Source organism: Aliiglaciecola sp. NS0011-25 (assembly GCF_040370605.1).
GTDB classification, from domain to species: Bacteria; Pseudomonadota; Gammaproteobacteria; order Enterobacterales; family Alteromonadaceae; genus Aliiglaciecola; species Aliiglaciecola lipolytica_A.
Genome location: NZ_BAABWR010000006.1, coordinates 24,088 through 42,847, shown reverse-complemented (window position 1 = coordinate 42,847; position 18,760 = coordinate 24,088). Strand labels below are relative to the sequence as shown.

The window sequence follows — 18,760 nt, the reverse complement described above, 5'->3', positions numbered from 1 at the left end:
ATTCCTAATGCCCACTCTACTCACGCAATAGCAAGGTAGAAAAATATGAATACTCAATACAGAAAACGCCTTCCTGGTTCCAAACTTGATTTTTTTGACACCCGTGAAGCTGTAGACGCAATCAAACCAGGGGCGTATGACACCCTTCCCTACACTTCCCGTGTATTAGCAGAAAATTTAGTTCGTAGATGTGAGCCTGAAAAACTTAATGCTGCACTAGAACAGATAATCGAACGTAAACAAGATCTTGATTTCCCGTGGTATCCAGCGCGAGTAGTGTGTCACGATATCTTGGGTCAAACCGCATTGGTAGATTTAGCCGGACTCCGTGACGCTATTGCGTTAAAAGGTGGCGATCCTTCTAAAGTAAACCCTGTGGTCCCAACTCAATTGATAGTTGACCACTCTTTGGCTGTGGAGCATGCAGGTTTTGAACCTGACGCCTTTGAACAAAACCGCGCCATTGAAGATCGTAGAAACGAAGACCGCTTTCACTTTATTAACTGGACCAAAACAGCCTTTAAGAATATTGATGTGATTCCGCCAGGTAACGGCATTATGCACCAAATTAATTTGGAAAAAATGTCGCCTGTTGTGCATGCCAGAGACGGCGTAGCTTTCCCTGACACACTTGTTGGAACAGATAGCCACACTCCTCACGTTGATGCCTTAGGTGTAATTGCATTAGGTGTCGGCGGACTGGAAGCCGAAAGTGTGATGTTAGGCCGTGCATCTTACATGCGTCTGCCAGATATTATTGGCGTAGAGCTTACCGGTAAACGTCAACCTGGTATCACTGCCACCGATATTGTTTTAGCGATTACCGAATTCTTGCGTAAAGAGCGTGTGGTTTCCTCATACTTAGAGTTCTTCGGCGAAGGAGCATCGGATTTAACCCTTGGCGATCGTGCGACTATCTCTAATATGACCCCAGAATTTGGCGCATCTGCAGCGATGTTTTATATCGATGACAAAACCATCGATTATCTTAAACTAACAGGTCGGGACGATGCACAAGTACAACTTGTGGAAAACTATGCCAAACAAGCGGGTTTGTGGGCAGACACATTAAAAAATGCTAAATACGAACGTGTATTAACCTTTAACTTGTCCTCAGTTGGTCGCAATATTGCGGGCCCTTCTAATCCACACCGCCGTGTATCTACTGCTGATTTAGCGGCACAAGGAATATCAGGTATTGTTGAGCACGACGGTGACTTAATGCCTGATGGCGCTGTCATCATTGCTGCAATTACAAGTTGTACCAATACCAGTAATCCTCGCAATGTTATCGCAGCAGGACTGGTTGCCAGAAATGCCAACAAACTTGGACTCACTCGCAAGCCATGGGTAAAAACCTCTTTAGCACCGGGCTCAAAAGCGGTTCAGTTGTACTTGGAAGATGCCAAGCTACTGCCTGAACTTGAGCAGTTAGGCTTTGGTATTGTTGGTTTTGCATGTACAACTTGTAACGGTATGAGTGGAGCCTTGGATCCTAAAATTCAAAAAGAACTTATCGACCGTGATTTATATTCCACAGCGGTACTTTCTGGAAATCGTAACTTCGATGGCCGTATTCATCCTTATGCAAAACAAGCGTTCCTAGCGTCTCCGCCGCTAGTGGTAGCTTATGCTATTGCCGGTACGATTCGATTTGATATCGAAAAAGATGTGCTCGGAACTGATGCTCAAGGTAATCCGATTACCTTAAAAGATATTTGGCCAAGCGATGAAGAAATCGATGCCATTGTTGCCAGCAGCGTAAAACCAGAACAATTTAAGAAAGTGTATGATCCCATGTTTGATTTGACTGTGGATTATGGCGAAGATATTGATCCGCTATACGAATGGCGTCCTAAGAGTACTTATATCCGTCGCCCTCCATATTGGGAAGGTGCCTTGGCGGCAGAGCGCACAATGAAAGGCATGCGCGCTTTGGCAGTACTTGGTGACAACATAACAACAGATCACCTTTCACCTTCTAATGCGATTTTAGCAGACAGTGCAGCCGGAGAGTATTTGTTATCAATGGATGTTCCCGAAGTTGATTTTAACTCCTATGCTACTCACAGGGGCGACCATTTAACTGCGCAAAGAGCAACGTTTGCTAACCCTAAGTTGTTAAATGAAATGGTGATCGAAAACGGTGAAGTGAAACAAGGTTCGTTAACTCGTCTTGAGCCTGAAGGTCAAACCGTGCGGATGTGGGAAGCCATTGAAACCTACATGCAACGCAAACAACCATTAATTATTATTGCCGGAGCTGACTACGGGCAAGGCTCATCTCGAGACTGGGCTGCCAAAGGGGTGCGTTTAGCTGGTGTAGAAGTCATAGTGGCTGAAGGGTTTGAGCGTATTCACCGAACCAACTTAATTGGAATGGGTGTGTTACCGCTAGAATTCGAAGCTGGCACGACTCGTAAAACACTGAATATCGATGGCAGTGAGCTTTTCGATGTGAAAGGCGAGCGTCAACCTGGTGCTTCACTAACCTTGATAATAACCCGTACTAGCGGTGAAACCATAGAAGTCCCAGTAAATTGCCGTTTAGACACAGCAGAAGAAGTGTCTATTTATGAAGCCGGTGGCGTATTGCAACGTTTCGCTCAAGACTTTTTGGAGTCAGAAGGACAAGCTCAATGAGTGGCTTTGCTCAACAAATAAAGGTTGCCGCCACCTATATGCGCGGCGGAACGAGTAAAGGCGTGTTTTTTAACCTTGCAGATCTGCCTGAGCAAGCGCAAACAGCTGGCGCTTATCGCGACGCCTTGTTGCTACGTACTATTGGTAGCCCAGATCCCTACGGCAAACAAACCGATGGAATGGGGGGCGCGACCTCTAGTACCAGCAAGACCGTGATTGTGTCAAAAAGCCAACAAGCTGATCATGATGTTGACTATTTGTTTGGCCAAGTGGCAATCGACAAAGCCTTTGTAGATTGGTCTGGAAACTGCGGTAACTTGTCTGCAGCAGTAGGACCTTTCGCGATTCACGCTGGTTTAATACCTGCCGAGAAGCTGGTTAAAAACGGGTCTGTTACGATTAAAATTTGGCAGGTTAATATCCAAAAAACCATTATCGCTCATGTACCAATGTGTGATGGTCAAGTGCAAGAACTCGGAGATTTTGAGTTAGACGGGGTTACCTTCCCTGCCGCTGAAATACCTGTTGAGTTTATTGATCCTGCCGATGGTGAAGGTGACATGTTCCCTACCGGTAAGGTGTCTGAAATATTGGATGTTCCAGGTGTGGGTAAGCTCAATGCAACACTTATCAATGCTGGAATACCTACGATATTTTTGAATGCTCAAGAGTTAGGTTATCAAGGCACTGAATTGCAAGAGGTGATCAACAGCAATAGCGATGCATTGGTTAAGTTCGAAACAATTCGTGCTCACGGCGCACTTAAAATGGGCTTGATTGATTCCCTTGAACAAGCCGCACAACGGCAACATACGCCAAAGGTCGCTTTTGTGGCTCCAGCAGCTGATTATCTGGCCTCAAGTGGGAAAACAGTGGCAAAATCGGAAATCGATTTGTCGGTTCGAGCGCTTTCCATGGGCAAACTTCACCATGCGATGATGGGCACAGCCGCAGTAGCAATTGGCACGGCCGCAGCCATTCCTGGCACCTTAGTCAATCTTGCCGCTGGCGGCGGTGAGCTTGAATCTGTATGTTTTGGTCACCCATCAGGCACATTGCGCGTAGGTGCAAAAGCGGTGCTTAATCAGGGTAAATGGCAAGTTGAAAAAGCCGTTATGAGTCGCAGTGCTAGGATCTTAATGGAAGGCTGGATTAGAGTACCTGAACCAAGCCTTTAATTTACCTTAAACTAAAATCATAACTAAAATAAAAACGGTCAACTAAGTTGGCCGTTTTTTGTTATCTGGATATTAAAAAGTTAAACGCGTCTTGTAGTTCAATGTCAATTCTGAATTAATAGCAGCTTGTCAGATTTCAGCCACCAGCTTATAAATTGATTTTAATGATTGAATTATTTTCCTACACATTGAGTTACCAGCAACTTGGCTTGCTATTTTTAGTCGCATTTTTTATCGGTATGGCAAAAGCTGGTGTGCACGGAATTTCAATGTTCGCGGTGCCAATTCTAGCACTTATTTTTGGTGGCAAAGCCTCTTCGGGATTGATGTTACCGATGTTAATTATGGCCGATCTATTCGCCGTAAAATATTATCACCGCCACGCCAACTGGAGTTTCTTGATTAAGTTATTTCCTTCTGCGGCAATAGGCGTGCTCATCGCCACGCTAATCGGTAATAGCATTGATGACCAAGTGTTTAAGCAAGTCATGGGATTCATCATAATCGCCAGCCTTGGGATTATGCTTTGGATGGAAACCATTAATAAGGAAAAAATACCTGACTACTTATGGTTTGCAATTTTAATGGGCACCCTAGGTGGTATTACAACTATGATTGGCAATCTGGCCGGTTCAGTGATGGCGCTGTATTTATTGAGTATGCGTTTACCTAAAAATGAATATATTGGCACTGCCGCATGGTTCTTTTTGATCATCAACTTATTTAAAGTTCCCTTTCACATCTGGTCGTGGGAAACCATTAGCGTTAATTCGTTTGCATTAAATTTGCTTGGTTTGCCGTTCATCGCGCTAGGAATTTATTTGGGTATTCAAATCGTCAAACGAGTACCTGACAAACAATATCGCTGGTTGGTGATTGCCGTTACAGGATTAGCTGCTGGATTTATGCTGATTTAAATAAGCTAACGCCAATTCGGTTTGTTTCTGCATATACTCATTACGTTTGTAATGTTCAGTCGCCCAGCCACTCAAAAAGCGTTCAAAATCGGCCCATGCTAGCGGGTACAAGACCCGCCATTGCTCTTCGAGTAATCCAAAATTGCAATTTACTTGATAGTGAAGCAGCGCCTTTTTAAAGTGACTAAAATAATCATTTAAAAGAGTTTCGGCATGCTTAAATAAACCATCTTGATAAAAACAACTACCTAAGAAATACGCCAAATCCTTTACCCCAACGCCACGACCAACGTACTGGAAATCCACAGCAGCCAAGTCATCTTTGTGAGCAGAGAAACAAAAATTGGCCAGTTTAGCGTCACCATGTAGTAGCGTTTGGTAGCTAGCCGAGTTAAGTTGCTGATCGAGCCCAGTCGCTGCTTCTTTTAGTCGTCCTTCTGGCATTTTTTGATATTCATCAGGGCGCGTTTTAAGATGCCAATAGGTGCCAATAGGCCAAAGTTCAGGGGTGGCATTATTTAAAAATCGAGCATGGAAGTAGGCTAACCAACGCACACCTAGTTTCACCAAATCTAGCGGTGCATCATCACATCTATAGGTAAATCCACTGGCATCCAGATCTTCCATTATTAACCAACGTATCTGTTGATTTTGACCCGAGGCAATACACTTAGGAATGCGACTATATTGATCTGTTAGCCCGCTGTAGCTGTCATAAAAAATTTGTTCGTTTTGGTATGAATCTAATTTACGAAGATGAGAAATAGAGGTGTTCCAACCTCTTGGATGTGCAGATTCAGAGTTGGGATTTACGACCTTTACCACATAATTGCGCTGCCTAGTGGGGATATTGTAGCGTGCAATTTCACCATACCCACTCCATAGAGTTTGAATAGATTCTACTTTATGCAGGTTTTGGTCTTGAAAATACCCTTTCAATATTTCCAATAGCGCACTGTGATAACTTTGATCCATACTAGATTCAACACTTTAATTTTAGAGTAGACTTTAACCCATGCTGTATCGATGGTTGCACATCAGCAATATGCGTTCTACTCTTGGCGAATAAGAATTAAGGACAAAGATATGACAACACCCTCACTATTTCCACATTTATTAACCCCGTTAGATCTTGGTTTCACCACATTAAAAAATCGAACGTTAATGGGTTCAATGCACCTTGGACTTGAGGAAGAAAAAGGCGGTTTTGAGAAACTAGCGGCATTTTACGCCAAGCGCGCTGAGGGGGGAGTTGGATTAATAGTGACAGGCGGTGTGAGTCCTAACATAGCGGGTTGGCTCGCCCCATTTGCAGGACGGATGAGCAGCCGCCGGCACGCTAAAAAACATAAAGTCGTGACCGATGCTGTGCACGCCCACGGCGGAAAAATTTGTATGCAAATATTGCATTCAGGTCGTTATGGTTACCATCCGTTGAATGTATCGGCCTCAGCAGTGAAAGCCCCTATTTCACCATTCAAACCTCGCTCACTTTCCTCAAAAGGTGTGTACAACACCATTAAGGATTACGCCAATTGTGCCAGTTACGCGCAATTAGCAGGTTATGATGGCGTTGAGATTATGGGCTCTGAAGGATACCTGATAAACCAGTTTTTCTGTGAACGCACCAATCATCGCGACGATGAATGGGGTGGAAGTCTCGAAAATAGGGCCCGTTTGGCTATCGAGACCGTAAAGCAAACTCGTCAAAAAGTGGGTGAAAACTTCATCATAATATATCGACTTTCAATGATTGATTTAGTCGAAGGCGGGGCTCCTTGGGAAGAGGTGGTGTATTTAGCCAAGGAAATTGAAAAAGCCGGAGCAACACTAATCAATACCGGAATTGGTTGGCACGAAGCGCGAATCCCCACAATTTCAACTTCAGTTCCAAGAGCGGCATTCACTTGGGTGACAAAACGCCTAAAATCCGAGGTTAGCATCCCACTTATCACCACTAACAGGATCAATACACCAGAGGTTGCAGAAGCAGTGTTAGCCGATGGTGATGCAGATATGGTGTCCATGGCCAGACCATTTTTAGCCGATCCTGACTTTGTGGCTAAAGCTATGCGCAATGAATCCGATCAAATCAATACCTGTATAGCTTGCAACCAAGCTTGTTTGGACCATGCCTTTGCACAAAAAAGAGCTAGCTGCTTAGTTAATCCCCAAGCCTGCTATGAGACAGAACTGATTTTTAAAACCGTGGCAGAACCTAAAAAACTTGCAGTTATTGGAGCAGGACCTGCCGGCCTAGCCTTTGCCACTTATGCCGCAGAGCGCGGTCATCAGGTGCATTTATTTGAAAAATCCGCACAGATTGGCGGTCAATTCAATTACGCTAAACAAATTCCTGGTAAAGAAGAGTTTTACGAAACACTGCGCTATTACGCACGAAAAATTGAAGTTTTAGGGGTGAAATTGCACCTCAATACAACGGCTAATGCAGTGATGTTAAAGGAGCAAGGCTTTAATGAAATAATCATGGCTACTGGCATCAAACCCCGTCAGCTAGACATTCCCGGTATCGATCATCCTAGTGTCATGAGTTATTTAGATGTGCTGCGAGATCACAAATCGGTAGGCAAACGAGTGGCTATTGTTGGTGCTGGAGGTATTGGTTTTGATGTAGCTGAATACTTAGTAGAACACGAACATCTAACCACTGATTTGGATAAATGGCTGACTCACTGGGGAATTGATAAAAGTTATGCGAATCCGGGCGCGTTAATGCCGCCCCAGATCACGCCAACAGATAAGGAGGTTTATTTACTGCAACGTAAGGAATCAAAAGTTGGTGCGAATTTAGGTAAAACAACCGGATGGATCCACCGCACTTCCCTTGCCCATCACAACGTCAATATGATCAATTCAGTGAGCTATGAAAAAATTGACGACCAAGGGTTTCATATCAAGATTGGCGACAAACCTAAACTTTTGGCAGTCGACAACATTATAATTTGTGCTGGTCAGTTGCCATTCCGTGATTTAGAAGAAAGTTTGTTAGCAGCAGGAATGACAGTCCATGTGATTGGTGGTGCAGATGTTGCGGCAGAGCTCGATGCCAAACGTGCAATTAGACAAGGAGCAGAGCTAGCCGCTGCTATATAAATTCAGCATTTTCCCATGGGCAAAAGCCCATGCTACACACAGGCAATTGAATTGCTAACCTTGTAGGTGGGTGCTTTAGCCCCGCGCTATTGATATCCATGGGCTAAAGCCCATGCTACAAACAGGTAATTGAATTTCTAACCTTGTAGGTGGGCGCTTTAGCCCCGCGCTCTATTGATATCTAGGCCGTGCAACGGGAGCAAGAGCAGGCTCAATAAACTCCAGCGGCCTTGAATAACTGTAAATGCACTTTGACTAAGGCATCGATATCTCGCTGATATCCGCCGCCAATGACAGCGGCAACGGGAAGCCCTTTTTGTTCACACAGGTCGAAAACTAACTTATCTCGGGTATACACACCTTGGGTGCTGATACACAAATGCCCTAAATCATCGTTTTCATGCACATCCACCCCAGCGTCATAAATCACGGCATCAGGTTGGAAACTGTTAAGCGCAAGATTTAAAGCACAGTCGACAGTGTCTAAGTACTCAGCATCTGTTGTTCCTTTAGGCAATGGAAAATCGTAATCCGAAACTTGTTTTCGATGGGGAAAGTTCTTTTCGCCATGAATAGAGACAGTTTTAACATTGGCATTTCGTTCCGCCAATTTTGCCGTGCCATCGCCTTGGTGCACATCACAATCAAATATCAAAACCCGATCTACATCTGGATGTTGCAGCATATTTAGTGCACTTAGATACAAATCATTGACCATGCAGAAACCTGAGCCAAAATTGGCGAACGCGTGATGATAACCACCTGTTAGGTTTATTGCCTTGCCTGCGTCTAACGCAAGTTGACTGGTTAAGATAGTGCCGCCAACGGCGGTCAGAGTGCGTTTAATCAATTGTTCTGACCAAGGAAACCCAATTCGCCGCATTGCTTTAGCATCAAGGGTGCCGGTAGTTAGTTGCTGCACATATAAGGGGTTTAAAACCGATTTTAAACTTTCAACATTGACAGCTTGAGGTTGATGAAAGCAAGATTCAGATACACCAACTTGACGTAACGCTGTATAAATTTCCTGATACTTTTGAATCGGAAATCGGTGTCTAACCGGTAAATCTAGAATTGAATAAATAGGGTGGAATACCAGTGGGATCATAGACGTCCAATATATAAAGTTAACCTAAGCGCAGTTTGAATTTTACTGCTCAGTCTGCTTATTCACCATCACTCGATATACAATGAATAGAATAATGGCAGCAACAATTGATGTGGCGGCCAAGCCAGATGGCTCTTTCATCATCTGTAGCGCGCCCTCTCCAAAAAATACCGCACTTAAACCTAAAGGCATAATACCTACTGTAGAACCAAATGCGTACTTCCAGATATTGATATCTAAAGAGCCCCCAATGATACTTGTGACAGTAAACGGAGGAGTGGGTGCTAACCTTAGTGCAAGAACAGCCCAAGCACCTTTATCATCCATTTTATTTTTAACTTTGTCTAAACTATTACTGATTTTTTCGCCAAACACTTCCACACCGATAAATTTACCGACGCCATAGCCGCTCAAACTTGCCAATAAAAAACCCGGTATGCAAATCAATAAACTTATCCAAATATTAAAAACCAAACCAACCGCAAACGCCATTAGTGGGATTGGAATGAGTAAACTTCCACCAATAAAAAAGATCCCCAGAAAAATCAACGCAGTCGCGAAGTTTTGCGGCACACTACTGGTTAAATCAGTGATCTTGTCGATACTCAAATAGTCCCCTAAAGGTGTCAAAAAGTATGCTGCTGTAAGCGCGGCTAAAATAAAAACAACCGACGCTAATTTAATCCCATTACTTTTTTTCATCTTAGCAATCCTCTTTGTTGTTTGTATCTCTGGCCTGTTCAACTAGCCATTGGAAAATGCTTCTGTGCGCTTTCATATAAAACAAGTATTCCGGATGCCACTGCACCCCAAGCACCTTGTCACTATCTTTGCTTTCGATAACCTGATTAATGCCGGCTTTTTCTTTTGCTGTCACTTCCAAGCTATCCGCAGGCTCGGCAATCGCTTGAGAATGGATAGCGTTCACTTTGAGGGGATCATCGCCAGCAATGTCACTGATAAGGGAATTGTCTTTAGTATAAATAACTTTTTTGCGAGGAAATGGGCTTCGTATGCGCATTTTCTTCTGCAACAACGGCAGTGTTGATTGATACATGCTGCCACCTAGCTCTGCATTGAGCAGTTGGTGTCCCCTGCAAATTCCTAAGATAGGTTTGTCTTGCAGCATCGCATAATCAATAAACTCTTGCTCCATTGCATCGCGCTCTTTGTCGTACTTTGTTGCTGAGAAGCGGCTTAACCACTCCATCGGATACATCAAAGCTTCTTTTATTCTTAACCATCCTGAACGTTTGACTTTAGGAACTTGTTGAGCAACATAATTATCCGGGTGAATGTCTGATCCACCACCGATGATGATGCCGTCATAATCAATTTTTCCGCTGAATGTTGCCGGTGTAACTCGAACCGGTAAACCTCCCGCTAGACGTACGTTCAAAGCAGTGAATAGCCACGCAGTTAAACCAGAACTATTTGGCCCCGTTATCGCAATCGAAGGTTTGTTATCAGAAGCCATAAGTCCGTCCCCGGCTAAAAAAAGCAATTCGATAGGTTGTCAAACTAGGTATCAGGATTTTCAAAGTCATTTATTCCAATTTAAGTAGCACTTATTGAGAGTTAATCAGCAAAGACTGAACCACTTTCGCCTCCTCTGTTAAAGGCAAGCTAACCTCAGTAAAATCATGTAGTTAAAAAATAAACCCATTAAAAATATTGAACTGATTATTGATTTCCTTTGTTTGCAACGTGAATTAATTTCAAACGTAAATGTATTTTTTCTATGAATTGTAATGCTGCGCTATTGCGGAGTTTCTGGATGATTATTTAGGCTGTTCAACGATTAATGATTTAATTTAGATGGATTTATGGTTTTAATAGCAAGGTACGATCTAGGTGGCCTTTGGCCGCACACTTTAAATAACAAGAGGTTGACATGACCCTTTCTAGACTAGTTTTCTGTTTATTTTTATCAAGCCTAACTTCTGCATACGCCCATGGGAATGTGGAATATCAAGATCAACAAAAATTACATGACATTGCGGGACAAATATCCGCGCAAAATATCGAAAATGATATACGCACTTTGGTAAATTTTGGAACTCGCCATACGCTATCACAGACCCAATCAGATACTCGCGGAATCGGTGCAGCGAGGCGTTGGATAAAAGCTGAATTTGACAAAATTTCATCCCAATGCGGTGGCTGCTTGGAAGTTTATTTTCAGTCAAAAACCATAAGTGGCGAAAAACGCATTCCGAATGCCACAGAGGTAGTGAGTGTTATTGCCATTCAGCGCGGTCAAACAGATCCCGATAGGTACGTAATAATGTCTGGTGATATTGATTCAAGAGTCTCAGATGTGATGGATTTTACATCAGACTCCCCTGGTGCAAATGATAATGCGTCAGGCATTGCCGGAACCTTGGAAGCTGCTCGGGTATTATCCCAATACAAATTTAATGGCTCTATCGTTTATGCTGCGCTTGCAGGAGAAGAACAAGGGCTGTTTGGCGGTAAAATTCTAGCTGAGCATGCACAACAAAATGGTTGGCGAATAAAAGCAGTATTGAACAATGACATGATTGGCAATATTGCAGGAATCAATGGTGTCATTAACAACACCACAGCGCGAATTTTTGCAGAGGGCACGCGACAAACCGAAACCCCAAAAGAAGCAAGAACACGACGCTTCACTGGTGGCGAAGTCGACTCACCAAGCCGTAACTTAGCCCGATACATCGACTGGATGGCTGACCGTTACATTCCTAACTTAGATACTATGGTTATCTACCGCTTAGACAGATTTGCCCGCGGTGGACACCACCGTCCATTTAATGATTTAGGCTACCCTGGCGTGCGTATTATGGAAACGAATGAAAACTACCATCGCCAACACCAAGACCTACGTAGCCAAGATGGTATCAAGTATGGCGATACCATTGACGGAGTTAATTTTGCTTATGCCGCCAAATTAACCGCTTTAAATGCCGTTTCATTAGCAGGTATGGCGTGGGCGCCCACACCACCTGCCAAAGTCAATATAAAGGGCGCGGTGCAACCTAGTACTACCCTAAGTTGGCAGATTGCTTCAGCTGAACAGGCGCCCGATCTAGCGGGCTATAAGATTTATTGGCGATACACTGACGCACCTCAGTGGCAATTTAGTCGATATGTTGGCAAGGTGTCGGAATTCACATTGGCAAATGTGGTCATTGATAACTATTTTTTTGGGGTCAGTAGCGTAAATAAACAAGGCTTTGAAAGCCCTATCGTCTTCCCAGGTGCTGCTGGCGCATTTGGAGAGTAATTCGGCTAGCTAAGAAATTCTGCGTTAATCCAGGGGGCAAGTATTATCGCTCGCCCCCAAATCACATAAAAATGTGTCATCCATTTGTTGCTTCCAGAACAAAAACTCGGATTCATCCACATCAAATGCCCACACCTTCTGAATATGATAAAAACTTTCTTGGCCCTGCATCATTAAATGAATCATACGGGCAATCATCTTGCCGTTTACTTGGCAACGAGTCTGCCAATATTTGACTGAAACATCTTGGGTTTTAGGATGCGGCATGTCAATCGATTGAAACTCTTGGCAGTGCATTTTACCCGGCGCATCCAGCTCAATGCGTTTTTGCACTAAGTCTTCTTGTTGTTGATAATAAATGCTTACAGCAAAGGTATCCGCCCAACGCTGACCTTTTTTTTGCCACATATTAGAGCGATAAGTATGATCTTCCTTTTGAAATAATTGCCATGATTTAAGTAATTGAATAGAAGGTATGACTAGGTTTTCACCTTGGTATGGGGTGTTTTGACTGGCACACCCTGACAACCAAGAAACCAACAAAACACAACTCATAATGCGCATAGCTAAGCCCCCAGAAGAAGAAACATTTTCACTATATATCAACACGTCTATCAGTGTTCAAATTTGTATACTTGTTCAATTTCATTTGGCCACAACAATTGACATACAGTTAAAAAATCTGCATCGCAGCGACTGGAATAAAGCAGGGTTTTTGCATTTTGTTGATTACTATTTTTTACTCCACTGCGTTCTAAAACGGCCAAGGTTTGTCGAGCAATCGCATCGCTGGTGTTGATTAATTGAATTTTGTCACCTGCGATACGACTAATTTGCCGACTTAAAAAACCGTAATGAGTACAGCCTAAAACAATTTGATCGGCTCCCTCATTGATTAGCGGCAATAGGTATTGCTTAATTAATTCGTGAGTAGCGACGGTATCAAACTCTGCCGCTTCAATTTTTTCCACTAAACCATGACATGCTTGCGATAACACCTGGTTGTGGCTTTTCAAACGCGCAACTAATTGCTGATATTGCTGACTTTTGATGGTGTTGTGGGTGGCTAAAACGCCAATTGTGCCGGACTGACTTGCATTCAGCGCAGGTTTTATTCCAGGTTCTACACCTACAAATTCAATGGGATAAAGTGCTCTTAATTTGGATATGCAGGTAAGAGTTGCGGTGTTACAAGCAACCACAATGAGTTTCACTTGTTGCGCCATTAAAAACTCAACTATGGCTTGGCAACGCTGCAATACAAAGTGTTCAGCTTTGCCACCATAGGGAGCATTGGCACTATCAGCTACATAAATAATGTTTTCATGGGGCAATATTTTACGGATAGCTGCTGCGATGGATAATCCACCGACACCTGAGTCAAAAACGCCAATCGCAGCATTGCTTGCAATACTAAGCAAAAGTAACCCTCTCGATACAAAGACGAACCTATAGGTCGTCTAAAAAGTCTTCGAAGTTTTCGCTTTCAACTTCTGGGTCGGTGTTCAAATCAGATTGCGGCACTTTTCCGTCTGTTACCCGAAACTCCAAGTTTTGGAAGTAAGCGTTTTTCACGAATGCGTACGGGTCTAATGATTGATCTAACTGCCCTTCTTGCTCCATCAATTGAGCGCGAGCTTCAAGTACTTTAATGCCGGTTCGCACTGCCGCTACATAAAAGGATAAATCTTGCAGCGGAAAGTAGGATGAATCGACAAAGTCACCAGTTAACGAGCGAAGATCAGTTGGACCATAAGCCGGTAACATTAAATAAGTCCCAGTACCAACACCATACTTACCTAACACTTCACCAAACTCTTCTTCTTGCCTGTCTAAGCCAATTTCTTTAGCTACATCAAACAGACCCAAAACACCCACAGTTGAGTTCAGTACAAAGCGTCCTAAACTGGTTAAACTTCCACCGACTTTTCCTTGCAGTAAGTTATTCACTGAATTAGACGGTTCTTCTAGATTCAGAGCAGCGTTGTGCAGTCCTCGCCGAGCTGGCTGAGGCATATAGTCTACGTATACAACAGCTGTCGGTCGCAAAATATAAGCATCAAGCACATCATAGTTGAAGTCCCACATGGCGCGGTTGAACCCTTCGAATGAGTCTCGGGGATCATTGTATTCAACACTTTGTGCTTGTTCATTTGCTGCTTGCTTTGATGCACATCCACCTAGCAACAATGTTGCTAATAACAGCAAACAAAATTTTTGATTCATTACATCAATTCCTTATCGATCACTATCGATTGTGTCATTTGCTCACCGGCTTGAAGTGGTATGGTTACTTCTCCTTGTAACTCACCTTTAGCCTGTGCAACATTTTCATCTAACGAAATTCGCGCCACTAAGCGTGCGCTTTCAAGTTGCGACAACTTAAAACTTGGCATCATTGCATTGGCGTCAGATAACTCGACCTGTATTGGCAAAGCCGACAATCTATTTTTAACCACCGCAGCGGGCATTCTAACCGAGCCATTAGCATCTTGTGCAAATACAAAGATGAACGCATTTTCTGGTATTTTGGCAACAAGTTCGTCGGCGATAGACACCGTAATTAAAACTGACGTTGCGGCCCCTGTTGTATCTACTTGCGTTTCGGCTAACTCATCCATGGACTGTGCGCTTAATTGAGCGATGCGTCTATCAACTTCAGCGGTCATGGGATCATCAGCAGGCAGAATCAATTTCAATTGTTGCCAACTTTCTAACGCTTGCTGAGTATCACCTAATTGGCTCGATGCCACAGCTAGCATGCCTATCGCATTCATATCTTGCGGATTATTAATCACCATTGCTTTTAATAACCCTTGGGCTTTGCGAATATAATTCTCATCGCCTGTCATTACTAGTGTTTGAGTGTAACTAGATAATACACCGCTGTGTTGCGGTGCCAGTAAATAGGCCTTTTCAAAGGCCTGTAACGCTGATTCTGTACGATTTAGAGATGCGTGTAGCCTACCTAATAATAACCAACCAATATAGTCATCTGGCGCACTCACCAGCTTACTGCGCATGGCCAAACTAAAATCATTCAAATCGTCAACGGTCACATTAGGATCAGCTTCAATAACAATTCGCTTGGCTAACTCAGATGACTGTTGTTTCACGTCTTGCCAATGTTGTAAATCGCCAACCTCATTGCTTTTATAATACAAAGTTCCACACAAGATTACGCTAATAACAATGCCGATAAACAAGGGCCAAGAGCCCTCTTGCTTAGCGTCTGAGTCTGACACGGTTTCATCGACTAGCGCTAACTTTAATTCTTTCACAGCGATATCTTTGTCATCAGTAGATATTAATCCTTCATCTACTTCACGATTAAGTTCTTGCATCCGCTGTTTAATAATTTGCGTGTTAGTTAGCACATCTTGCTGATGTCTATTGCGTTTCAATAACCAAGGAACGATTAAAATCCCTACTGCTATGGCCGACAACATGGCAATACCCAGCCAGTAACTATTCATCTTCTTTCTCCAATAACGAATCAGCTTTGGCTAGCACATCTTCATCAAAATCATTAACTTGTTTTTTGCGTTGAGTAAATACAAACCACGCAGCACCTATTACAAAAATAACGGGCAACACCCATAGCCAAATAGTTAATGGAGTGACAGGTGGTTGGTAAGACACAAAATCGCCGTAGCGCGACTTCATAAAATCAACAATTTCGTCTCTACTTTTACCTTGATTAAGCAACTCATACACTTTTCGGCGTAAATCATGGGCAATCATGGCATCAGAATCCGCAATATTTTGATTCTGACATTGCGGACAACGGAGTTCTTGGGTCAAATCCAAAAACATTTTTTGTTTTACCGGATCATCAAATATGTAGGCTTCTTCCAGCGCCCAAAGTGGGCTGGTAAACAACACAAATAACAGGATTAATTTTTTCATTGGGCTATTAACTCATTGTATAGAGGTGCAATTTTATTTCGCCAAACCCGAGTATTGATGTCACCAATATGATGCATTCTAATTACACCTTGCTTATCAATAAGGAAAGTCTCGGGTGCACCGGTTACGCCTAAATCCAAGGAATAATCTCGTTTTACATCGAACACATTAAACTCATAAGGGTTGCCCAATTGCGCCAATTTAGCAGCCACTTCTTTTTGAATGGTAGGAATACTTTTAATCCCAAAATCTGGGTCGGTATCTTGGTCGTAGTACAAACCTATAATACGCACCCCCTGTTGACTTAATTCAGTTAAATAAGGGAGTTCAACAGCACAGGTTACGCACCAAACACCCCACACGTTCATCAAAGTCACTTGGCCTTCAAATATGCTAGGGTCGTATATCACATCCGGATTCATTAAATCAGGTAATGAAAAATTCGGTGCCGGTTTGTTTAAAACCGTGGAATCCAGTTGTCGAGGATCGCTGTACAGGCCTTTGAATAAAAAAACCGATAACAGCACAAACATGGTAACTGGAATTAAAAATAGTGATGCCTTTTTCATGCTTGTCCTTGTGTTTTGGTCGCGAGCACTTCAGGGGTATCAATTTTGGTTTTTTTAGCTGCCAAACGTCCCTTAACTTTGGCAACTTTAGCCATCCGATAGCGTTTATCTGAAATAGATAAAATGCCACCGAATCCCATAATCAATGAACCGGCCCATATCCAATTCACGAAGGGTTTTATGTAAATTCTCACCGCCCAGGCACCATCATTTAACTGTTCACCTAAGGCGACAAATAAATCCCTGGAAATACCGCTGTCAATTCCTGCTTCGGTCATGCTTGTTCGCTGTACAGGATAAAAGCGTTTTTCAGCTTCTAAGTGAGTGATTTTTTGGGTTAAGCTAGTATCCGTATAAACATCCACTATACCCACATGACCTACATAATTGGGGCCCTTTAAATCCCGAACACCGGTAAATTTGAAAACGTATCCACTAATTTCAATCACATCACCAGTGTGCATGCGCACATCTCTTTCTTGCTCGTAATTACTGACTAAAGTAATACCGATTAACGTCACAGCAAAACCTAGGTGTCCCATTACCATTCCCCAATGACTTGGAGTTAAACGGCGTAAGCGTTGCCAAGTTGTTGCAGATTGAGTTTTGTCGTTTTCCGATGAAACTCTCTGCATTATTTCTTGCACTGTGGAAACCAAAATCCAAACACTTAGAATTGAGCCTAAAGTGGCCATGTATGTCATTTGGTTATAACTAGCTTGAATCAAGAGCGCGCCACACACACTAATTAAAAAACCAATTATTAGCTGTTTTTGAATCGCTTTGGGTGACTGCTTTTTCCATCGAGACAACGGCCCCATCGCTAACAGCAAAACAAAAGGTACAATCAAGTAAGTGAACATTTGGTTAAAGAATGGCGCACCAATTGAGATAGATCCTAAGCCAATCTCTTTATGCACTAAAGGTAATAATGTCCCCATTAACACCACAATTGTGGCCGCAGTTAATAACAAATTATTGCCCATTAACATCACTTCACGGGAAAACCACTCGTATCGACCAACGCTTTTTAAATGAGGAGCTCTAATGGCGTACAATATTAATGAACCACCCACGACCACACCCAGAATAGCAAGGATGAACAAACCTCGAGTGGGATCACTAGCGAACGAATGCACAGACACCAGCACGCCAGAACGGACTAAGAATGTGCCTAACAAACTAAGAGAAAAAGCTGAAATAGCTAACAATACAGTCCAAGACTTAAAGATCTTACGCTTTTCAGTTACCGCTAAACTATGCACTAAAGCTGTGCCCACTAACCAAGGCATAAAAGAAGCATTTTCTACTGGATCCCAGAACCACCAGCCACCCCAGCCTAATTCGTAATATGCCCACCACGAACCCAATGCAATACCTACTGTCAGAAAACACCAAGCAGCTAATGTCCAAGGGCGAGACCAGCGGGCCCAAGTAGAATCTAGCTGGCCAGATATGAGCGCTGATATAGCGAAAGCAAAAGCAACCGAAAATCCTACATAACCCATGTACAACATAGGAGGATGGATAATCATTCCAAAATCTTGAAGAAGAGGGTTAAGATCCCGTCCATCTACAGGGTAAAAAGGTAAAAGACTTTCAAATGGATTAGAAGCGGTCAAAATAAACAAGTAAAACCCGACCGCAACCATTCCCAATATAGATAACACTCGCGCCACCATCGCCTGTGGAATACTGTTACTCAGCACAGCGACAGCGACAGTCCACACTGAGAAAATCAACACCCAAAGTAAGAATGAACCTTCATGTCCACCCCAAACTGCGGTTAGTTTGTAATACCAAGGCAGTAAGCTGTTGGAATGATTCGCCACATAAGCAATACTAAAATCATCGGTATAAAACGCATTCATTAATGCCGCAAAAGCGATGGCGGTGAAAACAAACATACCAATAGCCAATGGCTTTGCTAACGCCATGTATTGGCTTTGGTTTTTGTACGCTCCCCACATGGGGTAAATCGACAATAGCATTGACATGAGTAAGGCCAATACCAAGGAAAAATGTCCTAATTCTGCAAACATGTTTAATTAATC

16 protein-coding genes are annotated in these 18,760 nt (G+C 43.0%); 5 read left to right on the top strand and 11 right to left on the bottom strand.

Annotated elements, in window-relative coordinates; all coding sequences use genetic code 11:
• Positions 1 to 45 precede the first annotated feature (45 nt).
• The 3 genes from acnD (at position 46) to ABWV72_RS06710 (ending at position 4,738) form a co-directional block, all read left to right on the top strand.
• Complete coding sequence (acnD, locus tag ABWV72_RS06720; protein WP_216049878.1) at positions 46 to 2,643, top strand: Fe/S-dependent 2-methylisocitrate dehydratase AcnD; 2,598 nt, start codon at positions 46 to 48, stop codon at positions 2,641 to 2,643.
• Positions 2,640 to 3,821 carry a 2-methylaconitate cis-trans isomerase PrpF gene (prpF, locus tag ABWV72_RS06715; RefSeq protein WP_353369488.1) on the top strand — a complete coding sequence of 394 codons (1,182 nt, stop codon included), beginning with the start codon at positions 2,640 to 2,642 and terminating at the stop codon, positions 3,819 to 3,821. The genes acnD and prpF overlap by 4 nt, the downstream gene beginning before the upstream one ends.
• 164 nt (positions 3,822 to 3,985) lie before the next feature.
• Positions 3,986 to 4,738 (top strand): sulfite exporter TauE/SafE family protein, encoded by a 753-nt coding sequence (locus ABWV72_RS06710; protein WP_216049876.1) that lies wholly within the window; start codon positions 3,986 to 3,988, stop codon positions 4,736 to 4,738.
• Here ABWV72_RS06710 and ABWV72_RS06705 read toward each other — a convergent pair.
• Entirely contained in the window at positions 4,712 to 5,713 is a 1,002-nt protein-coding gene (locus tag ABWV72_RS06705; protein ID WP_342807130.1) for a phosphotransferase, read from the bottom strand. The two genes, ABWV72_RS06710 and ABWV72_RS06705, sit on opposite strands and share 27 nt — an antisense overlap.
• Before the next feature lie 111 nt (positions 5,714 to 5,824).
• Between ABWV72_RS06705 and ABWV72_RS06700 the strand changes: the two genes are divergently transcribed.
• Positions 5,825 to 7,852 carry an oxidoreductase gene (locus ABWV72_RS06700; RefSeq protein ID WP_353369485.1) on the top strand — a complete coding sequence of 676 codons (2,028 nt, stop codon included), beginning with the start codon at positions 5,825 to 5,827 and terminating at the stop codon, positions 7,850 to 7,852.
• A gap of 211 nt (positions 7,853 to 8,063) precedes the next feature.
• Here the strand turns inward: ABWV72_RS06700 and ABWV72_RS06695 are convergent, their stop codons facing one another.
• Genes ABWV72_RS06695 through ABWV72_RS06685 form a run of 3 tightly spaced genes read right to left on the bottom strand, consistent with a single transcriptional unit; the run spans position 8,064 to position 10,437 of the window.
• Positions 8,064 to 8,960, bottom strand: a complete 897-nt coding sequence (locus tag ABWV72_RS06695; RefSeq protein WP_216049873.1) for a histone deacetylase family protein — start codon at positions 8,958 to 8,960, stop codon at positions 8,064 to 8,066.
• Positions 8,961 to 9,002: 42 nt separating this feature from the next.
• Positions 9,003 to 9,662, bottom strand: a complete 660-nt coding sequence (locus ABWV72_RS06690; protein ID WP_216049872.1) for a TVP38/TMEM64 family protein — start codon at positions 9,660 to 9,662, stop codon at positions 9,003 to 9,005.
• 1 nt (position 9,663) lies between these two features.
• Positions 9,664 to 10,437: a gamma-glutamyl-gamma-aminobutyrate hydrolase family protein gene (locus tag ABWV72_RS06685; RefSeq protein ID WP_353369482.1), complete on the bottom strand. Its 774-nt coding sequence runs from the start codon at positions 10,435 to 10,437 to the stop codon at positions 9,664 to 9,666.
• A gap of 417 nt (positions 10,438 to 10,854) precedes the next feature.
• Between ABWV72_RS06685 and ABWV72_RS06680 the strand changes: the two genes are divergently transcribed.
• On the top strand, positions 10,855 to 12,228 hold the full coding sequence (locus tag ABWV72_RS06680) for a M28 family peptidase (RefSeq protein ID WP_353369480.1): 1,374 nt from the start codon (positions 10,855 to 10,857) through the stop codon (positions 12,226 to 12,228).
• Between the two features lie 24 nt (positions 12,229 to 12,252).
• Here the strand turns inward: ABWV72_RS06680 and ABWV72_RS06675 are convergent, their stop codons facing one another.
• Genes ABWV72_RS06675 through ABWV72_RS06645 form a run of 7 tightly spaced genes read right to left on the bottom strand, consistent with a single transcriptional unit; the run spans position 12,253 to position 18,748 of the window.
• A complete protein-coding gene (locus ABWV72_RS06675) occupies positions 12,253 to 12,792 on the bottom strand; it encodes a hypothetical protein (protein ID WP_353369478.1) in 540 nt (179 codons plus the stop codon).
• 50 nt (positions 12,793 to 12,842) lie between these two features.
• A complete protein-coding gene (gene murI / locus ABWV72_RS06670) occupies positions 12,843 to 13,649 on the bottom strand; it encodes a glutamate racemase (protein ID WP_303499613.1) in 807 nt (268 codons plus the stop codon).
• Positions 13,650 to 13,677: 28 nt separating this feature from the next.
• The gene (locus ABWV72_RS06665) at positions 13,678 to 14,454 is read right to left on the bottom strand and encodes an MlaA family lipoprotein (protein WP_216049867.1); all 777 of its coding nucleotides are present in this window, start codon (positions 14,452 to 14,454) and stop codon (positions 13,678 to 13,680) included.
• Complete coding sequence (gene ccmI / locus ABWV72_RS06660) at positions 14,454 to 15,704, bottom strand: c-type cytochrome biogenesis protein CcmI (protein ID WP_353369476.1); 1,251 nt, start codon at positions 15,702 to 15,704, stop codon at positions 14,454 to 14,456. Before ccmI ends, ABWV72_RS06665 begins: the two co-directional genes overlap by 1 nt.
• Positions 15,697 to 16,137: a cytochrome c-type biogenesis protein gene (locus ABWV72_RS06655; RefSeq protein WP_216049865.1), complete on the bottom strand. Its 441-nt coding sequence runs from the start codon at positions 16,135 to 16,137 to the stop codon at positions 15,697 to 15,699. Before ABWV72_RS06655 ends, ccmI begins: the two co-directional genes overlap by 8 nt.
• Positions 16,134 to 16,706, bottom strand: a complete 573-nt coding sequence (locus ABWV72_RS06650) for a DsbE family thiol:disulfide interchange protein (RefSeq protein WP_216049864.1) — start codon at positions 16,704 to 16,706, stop codon at positions 16,134 to 16,136. The genes ABWV72_RS06655 and ABWV72_RS06650 overlap by 4 nt, the downstream gene beginning before the upstream one ends.
• Positions 16,703 to 18,748: a heme lyase CcmF/NrfE family subunit gene (locus ABWV72_RS06645; RefSeq protein ID WP_353369473.1), complete on the bottom strand. Its 2,046-nt coding sequence runs from the start codon at positions 18,746 to 18,748 to the stop codon at positions 16,703 to 16,705. Before ABWV72_RS06645 ends, ABWV72_RS06650 begins: the two co-directional genes overlap by 4 nt.
• Between the last annotated feature and the right edge of the window lie 12 nt (positions 18,749 to 18,760).

What these genes read in the sequence shown, in the direction of transcription:
- ABWV72_RS06700 (WP_353369485.1), top strand. Translation starts at nt 5,825, where the DNA reads ATGACAACACCCTCACTATTTCCACATTTATTAACCCCGTTAGATCTT.
- ABWV72_RS06655 (WP_216049865.1), bottom strand. Translation starts at nt 16,137, where the DNA reads ATGAAAAAATTAATCCTGTTATTTGTGTTGTTTACCAGCCCACTTTGG.
- ABWV72_RS06705 (WP_342807130.1), bottom strand. Translation starts at nt 5,713, where the DNA reads ATGGATCAAAGTTATCACAGTGCGCTATTGGAAATATTGAAAGGGTAT.
- ABWV72_RS06665 (WP_216049867.1), bottom strand. Translation starts at nt 14,454, where the DNA reads ATGAATCAAAAATTTTGTTTGCTGTTATTAGCAACATTGTTGCTAGGT.
- ccmI (WP_353369476.1), bottom strand. Translation starts at nt 15,704, where the DNA reads ATGAATAGTTACTGGCTGGGTATTGCCATGTTGTCGGCCATAGCAGTA.
- ABWV72_RS06650 (WP_216049864.1), bottom strand. Translation starts at nt 16,706, where the DNA reads ATGAAAAAGGCATCACTATTTTTAATTCCAGTTACCATGTTTGTGCTG.
- acnD (WP_216049878.1), top strand. Translation starts at nt 46, where the DNA reads ATGAATACTCAATACAGAAAACGCCTTCCTGGTTCCAAACTTGATTTT.
- ABWV72_RS06680 (WP_353369480.1), top strand. Translation starts at nt 10,855, where the DNA reads ATGACCCTTTCTAGACTAGTTTTCTGTTTATTTTTATCAAGCCTAACT.
- ABWV72_RS06685 (WP_353369482.1), bottom strand. Translation starts at nt 10,437, where the DNA reads ATGGCTTCTGATAACAAACCTTCGATTGCGATAACGGGGCCAAATAGT.
- prpF (WP_353369488.1), top strand. Translation starts at nt 2,640, where the DNA reads ATGAGTGGCTTTGCTCAACAAATAAAGGTTGCCGCCACCTATATGCGC.
- ABWV72_RS06695 (WP_216049873.1), bottom strand. Translation starts at nt 8,960, where the DNA reads ATGATCCCACTGGTATTCCACCCTATTTATTCAATTCTAGATTTACCG.
- ABWV72_RS06645 (WP_353369473.1), bottom strand. Translation starts at nt 18,748, where the DNA reads ATGTTTGCAGAATTAGGACATTTTTCCTTGGTATTGGCCTTACTCATG.
- ABWV72_RS06675 (WP_353369478.1), bottom strand. Translation starts at nt 12,792, where the DNA reads ATGCGCATTATGAGTTGTGTTTTGTTGGTTTCTTGGTTGTCAGGGTGT.
- ABWV72_RS06690 (WP_216049872.1), bottom strand. Translation starts at nt 9,662, where the DNA reads ATGAAAAAAAGTAATGGGATTAAATTAGCGTCGGTTGTTTTTATTTTA.
- ABWV72_RS06710 (WP_216049876.1), top strand. Translation starts at nt 3,986, where the DNA reads ATGATTGAATTATTTTCCTACACATTGAGTTACCAGCAACTTGGCTTG.